The organism is Paractinoplanes abujensis (assembly GCF_014204895.1).
Taxonomy (GTDB): Bacteria; Actinomycetota; Actinomycetes; order Mycobacteriales; family Micromonosporaceae; genus Actinoplanes; species Actinoplanes abujensis.
The window spans coordinates 6,096,938-6,112,031 of sequence record NZ_JACHMF010000001.1; the positions used below are offsets into that span (position 1 = coordinate 6,096,938).

At 71.6% G+C, this 15,094-nt stretch carries 15 protein-coding genes; 5 read left to right on the top strand and 10 right to left on the bottom strand.

Features of this window, described 5'->3' with window-relative positions; all coding sequences use genetic code 11:
- Nucleotides 1–5: 5 nt before the first annotated feature.
- A complete protein-coding gene (locus BKA14_RS27910; RefSeq protein WP_184953788.1) occupies nt 6–1,253 on the top strand; it encodes a glutamate-5-semialdehyde dehydrogenase in 1,248 nt (415 codons plus the stop codon).
- Between the two features lie 168 nt (nt 1,254–1,421).
- Here the strand turns inward: BKA14_RS27910 and BKA14_RS27915 are convergent, their stop codons facing one another.
- The 5 genes from BKA14_RS27915 to BKA14_RS44370 form a co-directional block, all read right to left on the bottom strand.
- Entirely contained in the window at nt 1,422–2,228 is an 807-nt protein-coding gene (locus tag BKA14_RS27915) for a prenyltransferase/squalene oxidase repeat-containing protein (protein WP_184953789.1), read from the bottom strand.
- Between the two features lie 89 nt (nt 2,229–2,317).
- Entirely contained in the window at nt 2,318–3,499 is a 1,182-nt protein-coding gene (gene moeZ / locus BKA14_RS27920; protein WP_184953790.1) for an adenylyltransferase/sulfurtransferase MoeZ, read from the bottom strand.
- Between the two features lie 117 nt (nt 3,500–3,616).
- Entirely contained in the window at nt 3,617–4,483 is an 867-nt protein-coding gene (locus BKA14_RS27925) for a DUF3152 domain-containing protein (RefSeq protein WP_184953791.1), read from the bottom strand.
- A gap of 61 nt (nt 4,484–4,544) precedes the next feature.
- On the bottom strand, nt 4,545–5,507 hold the full coding sequence (locus tag BKA14_RS27930; RefSeq protein ID WP_184953792.1) for an alpha/beta fold hydrolase: 963 nt from the start codon (nt 5,505–5,507) through the stop codon (nt 4,545–4,547).
- Complete coding sequence (locus tag BKA14_RS44370; protein WP_311776115.1) at nt 5,504–7,735, bottom strand: Daple; 2,232 nt, start codon at nt 7,733–7,735, stop codon at nt 5,504–5,506. Before BKA14_RS44370 ends, BKA14_RS27930 begins: the two co-directional genes overlap by 4 nt.
- 373 nt (nt 7,736–8,108) lie before the next feature.
- Between BKA14_RS44370 and BKA14_RS27940 the strand changes: the two genes are divergently transcribed.
- The 3 genes from BKA14_RS27940 to BKA14_RS27950 all read left to right on the top strand — a co-directional run bounded on the left by BKA14_RS27940 (nt 8,109) and on the right by BKA14_RS27950 (nt 11,149).
- A complete protein-coding gene (locus tag BKA14_RS27940; RefSeq protein ID WP_184953793.1) occupies nt 8,109–8,768 on the top strand; it encodes a TetR/AcrR family transcriptional regulator in 660 nt (219 codons plus the stop codon).
- Between the two features lie 38 nt (nt 8,769–8,806).
- A complete protein-coding gene (locus BKA14_RS27945) occupies nt 8,807–9,031 on the top strand; it encodes a DUF3107 domain-containing protein (RefSeq protein WP_184953794.1) in 225 nt (74 codons plus the stop codon).
- 270 nt (nt 9,032–9,301) lie between these two features.
- Complete coding sequence (locus BKA14_RS27950) at nt 9,302–11,149, top strand: DEAD/DEAH box helicase (protein ID WP_184953795.1); 1,848 nt, start codon at nt 9,302–9,304, stop codon at nt 11,147–11,149.
- A gap of 58 nt (nt 11,150–11,207) precedes the next feature.
- On the opposite strand, the gene BKA14_RS27955 is transcribed toward BKA14_RS27950, so the two are convergent.
- Both BKA14_RS27955 and BKA14_RS27960 read right to left on the bottom strand, forming a co-directional pair.
- The gene (locus BKA14_RS27955) at nt 11,208–11,507 is read right to left on the bottom strand and encodes a DUF2470 domain-containing protein (protein ID WP_239093321.1); all 300 of its coding nucleotides are present in this window, start codon (nt 11,505–11,507) and stop codon (nt 11,208–11,210) included.
- Complete coding sequence (locus tag BKA14_RS27960; RefSeq protein ID WP_184953797.1) at nt 11,504–12,169, bottom strand: biliverdin-producing heme oxygenase; 666 nt, start codon at nt 12,167–12,169, stop codon at nt 11,504–11,506. The genes BKA14_RS27955 and BKA14_RS27960 overlap by 4 nt, the downstream gene beginning before the upstream one ends.
- Before the next feature lie 135 nt (nt 12,170–12,304).
- Between BKA14_RS27960 and BKA14_RS27965 the strand changes: the two genes are divergently transcribed.
- Nucleotides 12,305–13,465, top strand: a complete 1,161-nt coding sequence (locus tag BKA14_RS27965) for a class I SAM-dependent methyltransferase (RefSeq protein WP_184953798.1) — start codon at nt 12,305–12,307, stop codon at nt 13,463–13,465.
- 12 nt (nt 13,466–13,477) lie between these two features.
- On the opposite strand, the gene BKA14_RS27970 is transcribed toward BKA14_RS27965, so the two are convergent.
- From BKA14_RS27970 to BKA14_RS27980, 3 genes are read right to left on the bottom strand one after another with little or no spacing between them, the layout of a single operon-like run.
- Nucleotides 13,478–14,521 (bottom strand): DUF8832 domain-containing protein, encoded by a 1,044-nt coding sequence (locus BKA14_RS27970; protein WP_239093326.1) that lies wholly within the window; start codon nt 14,519–14,521, stop codon nt 13,478–13,480.
- Nucleotides 14,514–14,726 (bottom strand): heavy-metal-associated domain-containing protein, encoded by a 213-nt coding sequence (locus BKA14_RS27975; protein ID WP_184953799.1) that lies wholly within the window; start codon nt 14,724–14,726, stop codon nt 14,514–14,516. The genes BKA14_RS27970 and BKA14_RS27975 overlap by 8 nt, the downstream gene beginning before the upstream one ends.
- A 45-nt stretch (nt 14,727–14,771) precedes the next feature.
- On the bottom strand, nt 14,772–15,077 hold the full coding sequence (locus tag BKA14_RS27980) for a metal-sensitive transcriptional regulator (protein WP_184953800.1): 306 nt from the start codon (nt 15,075–15,077) through the stop codon (nt 14,772–14,774).
- Nucleotides 15,078–15,094: the final 17 nt, after the last annotated feature.

The window sequence follows — 15,094 nt, forward strand, 5'->3', positions numbered from 1 at the left end:
TCGCCATGACGACCGTCCTCCAGCAGGCCGCCGACGCCCGCGTGGCCGCCATCGACCTGGCCGCCGCCACCCGCACCGAAAAGGATCGCGCCCTCGAGCTGATGGCCGACCGCCTGGTCGAGCGCTCGCCCGACATCGTGGCGGCCAACGAGGTCGACGTGACCAACGCGCGCGCCTCCGGGCTGTCCGAGTCGATGATCGACCGGCTCACGTTGACCCCGGCGCGGGTCGAGGCGATGGCCCAGGGGCTGCGCGAGCTGGCGGCGCTGCCCGACCCGGTGGGTGACGTGGTGCGCGGCTCGACGCTGGCCAACGGGCTCGAGTTGCGGCAGGTGCGGGTGCCGTTCGGCGTCGTCGGCATCATCTACGAGGGCCGGCCCAACGTGACGGCCGACGCGGCGGGCATCTGCCTCAAGTCGGGCAACGCGGCGCTGCTGCGCGGGTCGGGCTCGGCGCTCAGCTCGAACGCGGCGATCGTGTCGGTGCTGCGCAAGGCGGTGGCCGACGCGGGCCTGCCGGCCGACACGATCCAGCTGCTCGACGCGACCACCCGCGACTCGGTCAAGGAGCTGATGCGGGCGCGCGGCCTCGTCGACGTGCTGATCCCCCGCGGCGGCGCCTCCCTCATCCGTACGGTGGTGGAGGAATCGACGGTGCCGGTGATCGAGACCGGGGTCGGCAACTGCCACGTCTATGTGGACGAGCACGCCGATCTGGAGAAAGCGCTGGCCGTGGCGGTCAACTCGAAGACGCAGCGGCTGTCCACCTGCAACACTGCCGAGTCTCTGCTGGTGCACGCGGCGGTCGCCGATCGGTTCCTGCCGCTGGTGCTTCCTGCCCTCTTCGAGGCCGGCGTGACCGTTCATGGCGACCCGCAGGTAGTGGCGTACGACTCGCAGGTGGTGCCGGCCACCGAGAAGGACTGGGGCACCGAATACCTGTCGGCCGACCTCGCGGTGGCGATCGTCGACTCGCTGGACGACGCGCTCGACCACATCCGGCAGTACGGAACCGGGCACACCGAGGCCATCGTGAGCGAGTCGGTGACGGCGACGCGGCGGTTCACGGCCCGGGTCGACGCGGCCGCGGTGATGGTGAACGCGTCGACCCGTTTCACCGACGGCGGCGAGTTCGGGTTCGGCGCCGAGATCGGCATCAGCACTCAGAAACTGCACGCCCGCGGGCCGATGGGCCTGCCCGAGCTGACGTCGACCAAATACATCGTCACGGGCAACGGCCACATTCGACGGTGACCGACGTCGTCGGAGTCGCCTCGTCCGTGATCTCCGGGCTAGGCTTCGGCGACTCCGCCGGCGTCGTCTCCGGCACGCCCCGACGCCGGATCGACATCAGGACGCGCCGCTCTCCGCCTTGACCTCGACCGGGATGGTGAAGGTGTTGCCCTGGCAGGTCGTTGACAGTCAGCGACAGGCGCGAAGCACGGTCAGGGTCGTGTTCACGTCGAAGTTCGGCCCCTCGGCGCTGTCCCAGCCGCCGTCCGTGCGCTGGGTCTCGCCGAGCCGCTTGCGGGCGCTCTGCAGCAACCAGTCGTCGCCCAGGTTGATCCGGCGCAGTGCGGCGGCCATCGAGGCGATGTCGGCCGGTTCCATGTCGGGCAGGCGGTCGCCCAGCACGAGTTGCACGCGGGCGGACTCGTAAAAATACTGCGCGCCGTAGAGCAGGCCCGCGGCGTGCCAGCCCGCGGCCAGGAAGGACGGCCAGGTGCCGTCGGGGTGTAGCCGGCCCACGACCCACTGGGCGGCCGCACCGAGCGTGTGACCGTAACGCGCCGGGACGTCGAACTGGGGGTGCGCCTCGTACTCGGCCACGGTCATCCAGAAACCCGCGGCCGCGGTCAGGTAGAGCGTGGCCTCGGGGTCACCCGGCATCGCCCACGCGGGCGCCTCGGCGGCCAGCGTCTCGGATTCCTGCCAGGTGCCGTCGCGGCGCTGCACGCTGGCCAGCCAGGCCAGGGCCCGGTCGACCGGCTCACCGTGCAGACCACCCAGGTCGTCGAGCTCGTTGAGCCGGAAACAGGTGGCGTCGATCGAGTCGACGGGGGCGCCGGCCGACGCGGACCAGCCGCCGGCCTCAGACTGATCGGCGGTGATGCGCCCGATGACGAGCGGATCGGGAGGTTGACCGGTGCGCAGATATGACAGCCGGGCCCGCTCCACGGTGTCGCCGTGGGCGACCACATAGCCGATTGCGGCGTCGATATCTACCACGATTGCACGCTACAGCGCCTTCCGGAAAAACGCTGTGCCGATTCCGTGACGCTGGGGAGTCGCAGCGCGGTTCCCCAGCGTGAAACGGTTCAGTACGACGGCTGCGACGGGTCGATGGTGTTGACCCACGAGACGATGCCGCCCTGGACGTGCACGGCGTCCTTGAAGCCGGCCGCCTTGAGGGCCGCCAGCGCCTCGGCCGAGCGCACGCCCGACTTGCAGTGCAGCACGATCTGCCGGTCCTGCGGGAAGCGCGACAGCGCCTCACCCGAAAGGATCTCGCCCTTGGGGATCAGGGTCGCGCCCGGGATCCGGTTGATCTCCCACTCGGCCGGCTCGCGGACGTCGACCAGGAACAGGTCCTTGCCGGAGTCCTGCCAGTCCTTCAGCTCGCGGGCCGTGATGGTGGCGTTGAGCGTGGCCTCCTCGGCCTCGGCCGAAACCGCGCCGCAGAAGTCCTCGTAGTCCTCGAGCAGGTCGGTGACCGTCGGGTTGTCGCCGCAGAGCGCGCAGTTCGGGTCCTTCCGGACCTTGATCTTGCGGTACTCCATCTCCAGAGCGTCGTAGACCATCAGCCGGCCGACCAGCGGCTCACCGATGCCGGTGAGGAGCTTGATGGCCTCGTTGACCTGGATCGAGCCGATCGACGCGCACAGCACGCCCAGCACGCCGCCCTCGGCGCAGCTCGGCACCATGCCGGGCGGCGGGGGCTCGGGGTAGAGGCAGCGGTAGCAGGGACCGTGCTCCTCCCAGAAGACGGAGGCCTGGCCGTCGAAACGATAGATCGAACCCCAGACGTACGGCTTGCCGAGCAGCACGGCGGCGTCGTTGACCATGTAACGCGTCGCGAAGTTGTCGGTGCCGTCGACGATCAGGTCGTACTGGCTGAAGATTTCTTTGACGTTGTCGACGTCGAGCGCGGTGTTGTGGATGACCACGTTCACCAGCGGGTTGACCTCGGCGATGCTGGCCGCGGCGGACTCGGCCTTGGGCCGGCCGATGTCGGAGACGCCGTGGATGATCTGGCGCTGGAGGTTGGACTCGTCGACGGTGTCGAAGTCGACGATGCCCAGCGTGCCCACACCGGCCGCGGCCAGATAGAGCAGCGCCGGCGAACCGAGGCCGCCCGCGCCGACGACCAGGACCTTCGAGTTCTTCAGCCGCTTCTGCCCGTCCATCCCGACATCCGGGATGATCAGGTGCCGCGAGTAACGGCGGATCTCATCGACGGTCAGCTCTGCGGCCGGCTCGACGAGCGGGGGCAGTGCCACGTTAACTCCCCGGGTTGACGGTAAGGATCGGTCACCATTGTCACTCGCGACCGGCTTGAACGGCCATGACGTTCAACACCGGCCCGACATGCGGGACACGGGAATTTCCCCGCCCGTTCACAAACGGGGGCCGCGCAGCATCTTCCCGTCGAGGCGAGGCCAGGCGTACGCCTTGCAGCCGCGTAGCGTGAGCGTCTGCTGCACCATGACCGGGGCCGGCCCGCCCGCGCGCGGGCACCCCTCGTGCCGGTGACCCAGCTCGTGGCCGACCTCGTGGTTGATCACGTACTGCCGATAGGTGCTCAGCGGAACTTTGCCGCTCACGAACGGAGTCGCCGAGCGCCGCCACCGGTCGAGGTTGATGATCGCCTTCCCGGTGGTCCGGCAGGACGTGTACGGACGGCCGCCGACACTCACGTTCGTCCCGCCCCGCAGGCACATCTTCCCGGTCGTGTCACGCGTGGCCAGGTAGACGGTGAAGTCGGCCGCCTCCGAGCCGCCGACCAGCTGCAGGCGCACCTGACCGCCGCCGATCCAGCTGCGCGGATCCCCGAGGGTGTTCGCGACCTGGGTGGCGAACTCCTCCGCGTTCTCGTTGCTGCCCTTCTCGACGGCCACCCGGAAGCGCCGCAACTCGCCCTTGCTGCCGAGGACCGGGCCGCGCGAGGTGGCGTACGAGAACTGGCCGGAACCCCGGACGGGCACGGCGCCGGGCAGTTGCAGCACGCTGCGGTCGACGGTCCGCGCCGGGGCCGGGCTCGGGGACGGGGTCGGCGTGCTCTCCGGAACGGGTGCGCTCGACGCCGGGGCCACGACCGTGGGCGCGGCGGCCGGGGTGGCGCCCCCCTGCTCGATCCGCCGGCCCACCACGAAACCCCCGGCGACGAGGACGACGAGAGCGAAAGCGACCAGCCACCACGTACGCCAGCGGTCGCGGCCGGTGGTCGGCGGCGAGGCGGGCGGCACGGTGGCTTCGTCGATCATCGTCCGCCAGCGTCGCACACGCCCCTGAACGGTGTCTGCCCCAATGGATCTTGTGAGATCCCTATCGCGGGACCGGCGACCCGACCTCGTCCAGCAGGCCCACCACCGCGCGGGCGACCAGGCGCGGCACCTCCATCTGGGCCACATGGCCCACGCCGGGCAGCATCAGCAGCCGCGCATCGGGGATGGTCCGGGCCACCACCGCCGGCACCCGGGAATCGACCAGCTTGTCGTTGAGACCGCCGATCACCACCGTCGGCGCCTGCACCCGGGCGGCCAGCCGCCACTGCGAGTTCTCGCCCGGCAGATAGGCCCGCACGAAACTCGACGCCAGGCCGCGCAAGGTGCCCAGATACGCCTTCGGGTAGTGCGCCACCGTGTAGCGCAGCCGGATCTCCTCCATCGCCTCGGCCCGCCGCTGCGCGGTGACCTTGCGGGTGTCGCCGAAGCACGCGGCGAGCACCTGCTCGGCCATCTCCTCGGCGGTCAGCCGGGCGAACGCCCACCCGAGCACCCGGTCGGCGTAGGGCAACGCCAGCAGGGGCAGAGCCCGGGCCTGAGCCGTACGCCGGACGTCGAGGAACGGCATCGCCGGGGAGATCAGCGTCAGCGTGCGCACCAGATCGGGGCGCAGCGCGGCCGTCCGCACCGCGATCGAGCCGCCGAGCGAATTGCCGACCAGGTGGACCGGGCCCCGCCCGTCGTGCTCGAGATAGGCGATCAACGTGGACGCGAAGGACGGGATCGAATAGCGCGGGCTGGGATCGCTGTAGCCGAAACCCGGCAGGTCGACCGCCTGCGCGTCGAACCGGTCGGCCAGCAGGCCCGCGACGTCGGTGAAGTTCTGCGAGGACCCGCCGAGCCCGTGCACGTAGACGGCCGGTTCGGCGTCGGGCCGGGTCGCCGGGGTGTCGCGGACGTGCAGCATGGCCCCGCCGATGGTCACCCGTCGAGCGGGCCAGGGTGCTGGTGCTTCGCCCTCCGGCAGCAGCGCGCTGTCGGGGGCCAGTAGGGCGCCTTTCATCTGGTCAAGAGTGCCTCAAGCCGGCGGTTGACCGCGGCCAGAGTGGCGCGCACCATGGCATGCCGGTCGTCACTGGTCACCACGGCCGAGCCGGCCAGCTGCTCGACCCAGCCGCCGCACGACAGCAGCAGCACGACGACGGCGACCTGGGCGGCCCCGAACGGGACGGCCGCGGCGTGCTCGACGAAGCACCGGGCCGGGCCGTCCGGGTGGTCGGAGTGGGACAGCAGCTCGTCGACCGCGCCCGCCGTGGCCATCGCGCACAGCCGCAGCAGATAGCCGTCGACCGCGGGCCCGCTGGCCGTGCCCGACGCCGTGCGGCCGCCGACCGCCAGCCTGACCTCCACCGTGGCGTCCGCTCCGAACGTGTTGACGTGCACGTTCTCGATGACGACACGCGGGCCGGGGTGCTCGTTGGGGTAGAGCGGGCGAGGCGGTCCGCAGTCGACACCGGTCGGCACGACCTCGGCCGACTCGTCGACCTCGGGAACGAGCCGGGCCGCGGCGGCGTGCCGGTCGCGCGCCTCGCGTTCGCGGGCCTCACGCTCCCGGCCCTCCTGCTCCCTGACCTCGCGTTCCCGGGCCTCATGCTCGCGGGTCTCGCGCTCCCGCGTCTCCCGTTCCCGGGCCTCGCGTTCCCGGGCCTCGCGCTGCTGGGTTTCGCGCTGCTGGGTCTCGCGCTCCCGTTCGCGGGTCTCGCGCTCCCGTTCGCGGGTCTCGCGCTCCCCATTTGGGGCGATGCTGTCGGCCAGCGGGGTCTGCGACACCGGCGGGGCCGAGATCTGCTCGGCCTGACGCACCCGGGGCACCAGGGCCGGCGGCGAGACCGGGGCGGCGGCGAGCGGGGTTTCGGCGGGCGGCGCGACCTCACCGGGCATGGCCGCGTCGAGGCCCATGCGGTCCTGCAGCAGGCGGGCCACCTGACGGCTGACCTCGGCCGGGTCGGCGCCCTCGGCCAGATCCAGGCGCAGGCTGTGGGCGCCGGTCGGGGTCGAGCGCAGCGACGCGTCGCGCACCCCGTCGACCTCGCGCACGGCGGCCAGGATGGCCTGCACGTCGAAGCCCTCCTGCCGTTCCTGCGCGGGTTGCACGTCGCCGCGGCGCAGGTGCGAGGCGATCCGGGCCAGGGCGGGGGTCTCGGCGGTGGCTTCCACGAGCGGCGGCTCCGATACGCCCTTGGGCACGTCGGGTTGCGCGGGGACGCGCTGCGGCAGACCACGCTCGCCGGTTGGGTCGAGGCGCGCGGTGGTCTCACCGAAACCCGAATACGTCGACGGCTCCGGCTGCGGTGGGACCGGGGCGGGGGCTTCGTAGGGCTGGGGGATCTCGTACGGCGGAGGCGGCTCGTAGGAGAGGCGGCGCGGGAAGCTCGACGGGTCGTAGGCCGGGCGCGCCTCGTCGGCGGCCACCCGCGGCACACCCTGGACGGGAGTGCCGCCGCTGAGCGCGTGCCGGGGGTCGGTGGTGCTGTGCTCGGCCGTGCCCCAGTCGGCGCGGCGGCCACCGCCGGGCGTGGACGGACGCACCAACGGGACGGCGGCGCGCTGCTGCACGATCGGCGACGGGGGTGGGGGCGCGGGCTCGTCGTCCAGGTCGCCCTCGTACGGGTAGGGCGGGGCGCTGTTGGGTGTGGGCACGTCGAAGGCGCGCAGGCTGCCGCTGCTCGTGCCGGGTTCGCGCGGCTCACCGGGGAGGCCCGGCCGGCGGGCGCCCGTGCCGAGGCCGGGCTCGCGGCGCTCGCCGGTGCTCAGGCCGGGCTCGCGGCGCTCACTTGTGCCGAATCCGGGCTCGCGACGCTCACTTGTGCTCAGGCCCGGCTCTCGCCGTTCACCCAGCTCTCGCCGCTCACCGGGGCCGAGGCCGGCGTCGCGCCGGTCGCCCGTGCTCAGGCCGGGCTCGCGCCGGTCGCCCGTGCCCAAGCCGGGCTCGCGGGGGGTGGGCGGGATGGGCTGCAGGGGGGAGCCCGGGGCGGCCTGCGGGCGGGGCAGGTCGGCGCGGGACCGCTCCAGGCGCGGCTCGTCCGGGCCGGGTTGCTGGGCGCGGGGCTGTCCGGACGGGGTGAGCGGGCTCAGCAACTCGGAGAAGCGCGACCTGTCCCAGCGGGAGCCCGGCCCGGATTCCCCGGACGGGGGAATTTCACCGCTTGGTTTCGCGTCGACGAAGCCCGGCGGGGCCGGCGCAGCCGCGGGCGAAGGAAGGTCGGAAGAGGGCGGGGCGGAAGCGGGCACCGCCGATGACGGAAATGCCGGATTACGCGGAAACGACCGCGTCTCGGCGCCCGAACGACGCCAGGACGGCACGTCACTGTCGGTCTCGACGCCAGTCCCCTGATAGGACCATGGGCTGTCGGACGTCGCCCAGCCGTTCACCCGGGCCCGGTCACGCGAATCGGCACCGTTGCCGCCCTCTGCGGCCCCGGTGTCGCCGGAATGCCCTGATTCATCCACCGCGCGCTCCTCGCTCGCCCCCGCTGAGGCTACCGTGTGCTTGCAGTGGCGATAAGTTGCAGCGTCGCGACAATTGCTCAAGGAAGCAACACGCGCCGATACGGGCAATCCGCGCCGGCAAACGGGGTACTGACCCCCTGGAGGTTAGAGAGACATGACCGCTGCGTCCGGCGGAGCTCAGACGGCCCGCCCCACCCGGCTGCCTCGCTCCGCGCGCCGCAAGCAGCTGCTGGCCGCCGCTCAGCAGGTCTTCGTCGCGCACGGCTATCACGCCGCCGCGATGGACGACATCGCCGAGCGCGCCGGGGTCTCCAAGCCCGTGCTCTACCAGCACTTCCCGGGCAAGCTGGAGCTCTATCTGGCACTGCTGGACACCCACTGCGACGCGATAATCGCCAAGGTTCGTGACGCCATGCTGGCCACCAGCGACAACAAGGAACGGGTCAAGGGAGCCGTCCGGGCGTACTTCGACTTCATGGATCACGAGAGTGAGGCGTTCCGGCTCGTCTTCGAGAGCGACCTGCGCAACGACCCACAGGTGCGCCAGCGCGTCGAGCGGGTCGAACAGGGCTGCATCGCCGCCGTCACCGACACGATCATCTCGGACACCAACCTGAGTTCGGACGCCGCCCAGTTGCTGGCGTCGGGCCTCGTGGGGGCGGCCGGGCAGTCCGCCCAGTACTGGCTGGCCAACGGACGGCGTACGCCTAAAGCTGAAGCGGAAGCGCTCGTAGCTGCACTTATCTGGCGCGGGATCGCCAGCTTCCCGCTTCAGGGCGGCGCATCCGGCGGAACACCGGCCGAAATCGGATAACCTTTTCGACGGTAAGAGCCACGAAAAGGGAGGGCCCCGTGGAGGTCAAGATCGGCGTGCAGCACACGCCGCGTGAGCTGGTGCTCGAGAGCGCGCAGACCCCGGCGGAGGTTGAGCAGGCCGTGGCCGAGGCGATGGCCAAGGACAGCGTGCTGTCGCTCACGGATGAGAAGGGCCGCAAGGTGATCATCCCGATCGCCAAGGTGGCGTACGTGGAGATCGCTGAGTCGAGCGCTCGCCCGTTCGGTTTCACCGCGCGCTGAGAATAGTTCTCCGTTTCGCCGAGGGCGCCCCTGTCGCGGGGGCGTCCTCGGCGTGCTTTCGGCTCCGAAGTCCGCTCTGAGGTGCACGATCGTCCGGTCGGGTAGACTGGGGGCGTTGCCGTCGACGTCGATCTTCACCGATCCGCCGCGGCGACCCGCGCGTGCGGCCCGCTGCGCTCTGAAAACTGAGCAGCGTGTGGCCCGCGCCCTATCCACACCGCGCCCCAAGACTTCCCACGGGCGCACCACGAGAGGCACCCGTAAAACTTCATGACCGACATCGAGAACACCGAACCCGCACTGGTAGCAGTGACCAACCGGGCCCCCGTCCGTCCCGACAGCCCCACCTTCGCCGAGCTGGGAGTTCGCGCCGAGACGGTCGAGGCGCTGGCCAAGGCCGGGATCAACCGCGCCTTCGCCATCCAGGAGTACGCCCTGCCGATCGCCTTGCGCGGCACCGACCTGATCGGTCAGGCCCCCACGGGCACGGGCAAGACCCTGGGCTTCGGCCTGCCCATCCTCGAGCGCGTGACGTCGCCCGGTGAGGGCGCCGACGGCCGCCCGCAGGCCCTCATCGTCGTACCCACCCGCGAGCTGGGCCTGCAGGTGGCCCGCGACCTGGCCGCCGCGGGCAGCACCCGGGGCGTCCGCGTGCTGCCGATCTACGGCGGCGTGGCCTACGAGCCGCAGGTCGACGCGCTCAAGAAGGGCGTCGAGATCCTCGTCGGCACCCCCGGCCGCCTGCTCGACCTGGCCAAGCAGAAGCAGCTCAAGCTCGACTCGGTGCAGGCGCTGGTGCTCGACGAGGCCGACCGCATGCTCGACCTGGGCTTCCTCGACGACGTCGAGAAGATCCTGGCCATGCTCCCCGAGAAGCGGCAGACCATGCTTTTCTCGGCGACCATGCCCGATCCGATCGTCGCCCTGTCGCGCCGCTTCCTGAGCCACCCGGTGACGATCCACGCCGGCCACACCGCCGACAGCGGGCCGTCGCCGCTGACCAAGCAGGTCGTCTACCGTACGCATCCGCTCAACAAGGTCGAGATGGTGGCGCGCATCCTGCAGGCCCGCGAGCGCGGCCTCACGATGATCTTCACCCGCACCAAGCGGGCCGCCGACCGGCTCGCCGAAGACCTCGACTTCCGCGGTTTCGCGGTGGCCGCGGTGCACGGCGACCTCAACCAGGGCGCCCGCGAGCGGGCCCTCCGCGCGTTCCGCAGCGGCAAGATCGACGTGCTGGTGGCCACCGACGTCGCGGCCCGTGGGCTGGACGTCTCCGGCGTCACCCACGTGATCAACTTCGACTGCCCGGAAGACCCCGAGACCTACACGCACCGGATCGGCCGCACCGGCCGGGCCGGCGCCACAGGCGTCGCCGTGACCTTCGTCGACTGGGAGGACATGCCGCGGTGGGTCCTCATCGACAAGTCGATGGGCCTGAACATGCCGCAGCCGCCGGAGACGTACCACACGAGCCCGGCGCTCTACAGCGACCTCGACATCCCCACCGACGTGTCGAGCACGCTGCCGACCGCCGACCGCAGCCGGGCCGGCCTGTCCGCCGAGGTCGAGGAGGACCTGGGTGGCGGCGGTCGCCGGCGCCGGGAGTCCGGTGGGCGCGGCCGGGGCGGACGGTCGTCGCGGGGCGGCTCCGACTCCCCCGCCCCCTCGTCCGAGGGCGGCGACAGCGAGCGGCCCAAGCGGCAGCGTCGCCGGCGGCGGGTCGAGCCCGCCGAAGGGGAGCCGGCCGTCACGCCGGAAGGCGCGTCCGATGCGTCCGACTCGTCCGCTGAGGCGGGCGAGGACCGCCCGGCCCGTACGCGGACTCGCCGCCGGGTGGCCACCCCGGTGTTCTCCGACGGGGACGCGGCGGCCGTGACCGCTACCGACTCCACCCAGGCCGCAGACTCCGCCCCGGCTTCCGACGCCGATGACGACTTCTCGGCCGACGACGAGGGTGGCGCCGACCGTCCTCGCCGCCGCCGTCGTCGTGGGGGTCGCGGCAGCCGTGGGTCCGGTTCGGGCGCGGGCGCCACCTCCGAGGACGGTGCGGCCTCCGACAACGCCCCGGCCGACATGAGTGGCGGGTCCGAGGCCGGGGTCGGCACCACGGCCTGACCCTCCGTACGGGGAAAGCCCCTTGGTCCCGGCTGTGGACCGAGGGGCTTTCGTGTGCTCAGTGGCTGGGCTCGACCCCGAGGGCCGCGCAGGCGTCGCGATACATGCGGACGGCCTCGGCCCGCACCTGCCGGCGCTCGGTCAGCCGCTCCGAGAACGGCACGCGGACCGGCACCTCGATGCCGTCGACCGCCGCCTTGAACTCCATCGCGTCGGCGTCCAGACCGGACATGCGGGCCGCGGTCGCCGTCGGCACACCGCCGAGTCCCCGCACGATCAGCACGTTGTCGGCGGCATGGTCGTCGTTCATGTGCCGGGCGATCTGCTCGACCACCTCGGGCGGAAACGGATCAGTCACCTCTGCCCCCATCGGGTCTGCAACTCCGCCAGCATGCCGATGTTGAGCCGATACGCCTCGGCCACCTCGGCGATGAACTCGTCCTGCTCGGCGCGCGTCCAGGGCGCCGTATCGAGCAGGCCGCGATAGTGCGTCTTGAAGGCCATCGGGTCGACGCCGTTGAAGATGAAGAAGCGGTGCCCCTCGGCGCCGGGCAGCCCGTACGACTGAGCGATGGCGGGACCGAGGTACTGCCCGCCGGAGAGGTCGCCGATGTAACGCGTGTACTGGTGGGCGACGAAACCGGTGGCCGCGCGGTGGGCGACGTCCCGCAGGCGGGTGCAGTAGACGGTCGTGGCGTGCAGCGCGAACAGGTGATCGGCCCAGCGCGGCCCGTACAGGAATTGCAGGTCGGACTCGATCGACGGGAGCCGGCGCAGCTCGGGGAAGAGGAACGTGCCGACCACCGGGTCGTCGGCCATCGTGGTGGCGGCCGACTCCAGGGCCTCGTAGACGAACCAGTGCTGCGCCGTCAGGTCGGCGTAGGCCTCCCAGGGCAGCCGGCCGGCCGCCAGCGCGTCGAGGAATCCGCTGCGCTGGGCCTCGTCGTGGTCGCCGACTGTGTTTCGGCGCACACGGACTGAAAGCCGGTCGGCCCCCGGCGGATCGGCCATCAACGACATCGGCAAGGCACCTCGCTTCCCGGCCCATCAGCCTATCCATAGATCCACTTACTGCTCACGGCGGTCCTCACGCCGCGTGTGGGCGAGGATCTTACGCGGCGATCGTTACCGCGAAGGGCGGGGCAGAATAGAGGGATGCCACAACCGCTCGATTCCGCATTGGCCGAGGTCCGGGAACTCCTGCTGGGCCCCGGATTGACCCGCGCCGTGGCGGCCGGCCGCCGTCGCGGATTCACTCCTTCGGTGACCCGGGCCGAGGTACGGCCGGTAACCCTCAAGGGTGGCCCGCACTTGCAGATCGTGACGGACGACGGCTCCCGGCCCTTCACTCGCAACGCCGCTCCGGGCGCGTCCGCCGCGACGGCGATCGACGAGCTGCTGGCCGAGCCGTTCGGCAACTGGCACGTCGAAACCACTGCCCTGACTGTGCAACTCCGAGTAACCAAAAAGGGCGACGCGCAGATCCACCGGGCGCCCGCCCCGGCCGCCTCGGCCGCACCCGTTGCCGCCCAGGCCTCCCCCCAAGATCACGACAGGGAGAAGCAGTGGCTGCTCGATCCCGGAGATCCGCTGTTCCAGGTGATCGGCGGTAACGCGGCCAAGCGGCGGCAGATCGACGCGTTCCTGCGGGCACTCGCGGCCACCCTGCCCAAGGAGTTGCCCTCGTCGCTGCGGGTGGTCGACCTGGGCTGCGGCAACGCGTACCTGACGTTCGCGGCTTACCGCTACCTGGCCGACCGCGTCGACGCGGTGCAGGTCGTGGGCGTCGACGTGCGGGAGGATCAGCGCGTACGCAACACGGCCGTGGCGGCCTCGCTGGGCTGCGCCGGCGACGTGACGTTCGTGGCCGGCACGATCGAGGACGCGCAACTGCCGTTCGAGCCCGACCTGGTGCTCGCGCTGCACGCCTGCGACACCGCGACCGACCAGGCCCTGGCCCGTGCCGTCGACTGGCGGGCCCAGTGGGTGCTGGCCGCGCCGTGCTGCCACCACGACATCGCGAAGCAGCTCAAGGGCCGCCCCGCCCCCGCCCCGTTCAGCGAGCTGACCCGGCACGCGATCATGCGGGAGCGTTTCGCCGACGTCCTGACGGACTCGCTGCGGGCCGCGCTCCTGCGGCTCAACGGCTACAAGGTCGAGGTCGTGGAGTTCATCGACTCGGCCCACACCCCGCGCAACCTGCTGCTGCGGGCCCGCCACACCGCCGCTCCGCCCACCGACACGCAGCGGGCGGAGTACGAGGCCCTCACCTCGGAGTGGGGCGTGATCCCGGCCCTGGAGAAGATGCTCCCCTAAGGCCAGTCCCGGCTAGTCGATCGTGGCGGTCCAGGCCGCCGTGTGCACCTGACCGGCCACCTGGAAGTCGAAGAACATCCGGTACGTCCCGCTGCTGGGCGCGGTCAGCCAGAACTTGACCTTGCCGTCGACCAGCGTCGCCTCCGGGTGGACGTGCACGTAGGCGAGGTCGCCCTGCCGCATCACGACCAGGTGGCCGAAGGCGCCCAGATACGGATCGAGCTTCGCGACTTTGCCGTCGGCCCCGGTCACCGTCATCAGCAGCGGCTGGGTGGCCTGCGTGTTGGGCGTTCCCTCGTACGACACCGTGAACGTCGCCGGCTTGTCGGTGCGCCCCGGCTCGGGCAGCGCCCGTGGCGCGTAGTCACCGGCCACGGTCAGGTCGGCGCCCAGCGTGGTGGCGACCTGTTGCCCGCCGACGATCGCGGTGAAGTCGGCGATCATGCGATAGATGCCGGGCTCGGGCAGCGTGAGGTCGATGCCCCAGGTGCCGTCGGCGGCCATGGTCGGATGCAGATGCTGGAAGCCGGTCAGGTCCCGCCGTACGACGATCAGGTGCAGGGGTTTGTCGTGCACCACCGCGTACGTGGTGACCGGCGCCCCGCCCGCCCCGGCGACCCGGAACGCGAGTCGCTGCTTCCGACCGGCCGCGAAGCTCGTCGTCTCGGGCACGAGGGTGAGCCCGCCTGAGCTCAGGGACAGCCCGCCGACCGACGCGCCCATCGGCATCGCCGTGGCGCCGGGCTGGCTGACCGTGCCGCTGGAGTCGTGCGTGTGCGGCTGGCTCTCGTCCATGCCCATGCCGGGCATCGCGGCCGGACTCTGCGTCCCGCCCACGGCCGGCGCCTCGGCGGAGGCCGTCGAGTTGTTCAGCCGGCCGAGCCCGTAGCCCGCGAACAGCACCACCACGAGCACCGCCCCGAAGGCCGCCAGCCGGAACCCGGCCTTGTCCCCCACCGGCGTCTCCCCGGCCGGCTCGTCGCCGCCGCGGTCGTCAGCCTCACTCGTCGCCACTGCGCCGGCCGGGAGGTCGTCGCGGGTGGGGTCGTCAGGCATTCGCGAGCTCGTAGCCGGCCTCGTCGACCGCCGCCCGCACCGCCTCGCCGTCGAGCGGGGCCTCGCTCGTCACGGTGACCGCGCCGGAGGCGAGGTCGACCTGCACGGCGTCCACACCGGGCAGAGCGGACAGTTCGCCGGTCACCGCCTGCACGCAATGCCCACAGGTCATGCCGGTCACGGTGTAGGTGCTGGTCACAGCCATGGCAGAAAGCCTTTCGGAAACGGTTGGAGCCGGAACGCAGAGCGCTCAGGAGCGGACAAGCCTGGCGATCGCGTCCGACGCCTCTTTGACCTTGGCGGTGGGGTCACCGGCCCGCGCCGCGTCGACGACGCAGTGGGCCAGGTGATCCTCGAGCAGCCCGACCGCCACCGCCTGCAGGGCGCTCTTGGCGGCCGAGATCTGCGTCAGGACATCGATGCAGTACGTGTCCTCGTCGACCATCCGCTGGAGCCCGCGGATCTGCCCCTCGATGCGCCTGAGGCGCCCGAGCAGTGCCGCCTTGTCCCCCGAATAGCCATGCGGACCGTGCTGCGGCGTCGACTCATCGGACATGCCGCCAGCATACCCCC

Bases quoted from the DNA above. Each gene is read 5' to 3' on its own strand.
- BKA14_RS27975 (WP_184953799.1), bottom strand. From the start codon at position 14,726: ATGGCTGTGACCAGCACCTACACCGTGACCGGCATGACCTGTGGGCAT.
- BKA14_RS27950 (WP_184953795.1), top strand. From the start codon at position 9,302: ATGACCGACATCGAGAACACCGAACCCGCACTGGTAGCAGTGACCAAC.
- BKA14_RS27970 (WP_239093326.1), bottom strand. From the start codon at position 14,521: ATGCCTGACGACCCCACCCGCGACGACCTCCCGGCCGGCGCAGTGGCG.
- BKA14_RS27925 (WP_184953791.1), bottom strand. From the start codon at position 4,483: ATGATCGACGAAGCCACCGTGCCGCCCGCCTCGCCGCCGACCACCGGC.
- BKA14_RS27965 (WP_184953798.1), top strand. From the start codon at position 12,305: ATGCCACAACCGCTCGATTCCGCATTGGCCGAGGTCCGGGAACTCCTG.
- BKA14_RS27930 (WP_184953792.1), bottom strand. From the start codon at position 5,507: ATGAAAGGCGCCCTACTGGCCCCCGACAGCGCGCTGCTGCCGGAGGGC.
- BKA14_RS27980 (WP_184953800.1), bottom strand. From the start codon at position 15,077: ATGTCCGATGAGTCGACGCCGCAGCACGGTCCGCATGGCTATTCGGGG.
- BKA14_RS27940 (WP_184953793.1), top strand. From the start codon at position 8,109: ATGACCGCTGCGTCCGGCGGAGCTCAGACGGCCCGCCCCACCCGGCTG.
- BKA14_RS27960 (WP_184953797.1), bottom strand. From the start codon at position 12,169: ATGTCGTTGATGGCCGATCCGCCGGGGGCCGACCGGCTTTCAGTCCGT.
- BKA14_RS27910 (WP_184953788.1), top strand. From the start codon at position 6: ATGACGACCGTCCTCCAGCAGGCCGCCGACGCCCGCGTGGCCGCCATC.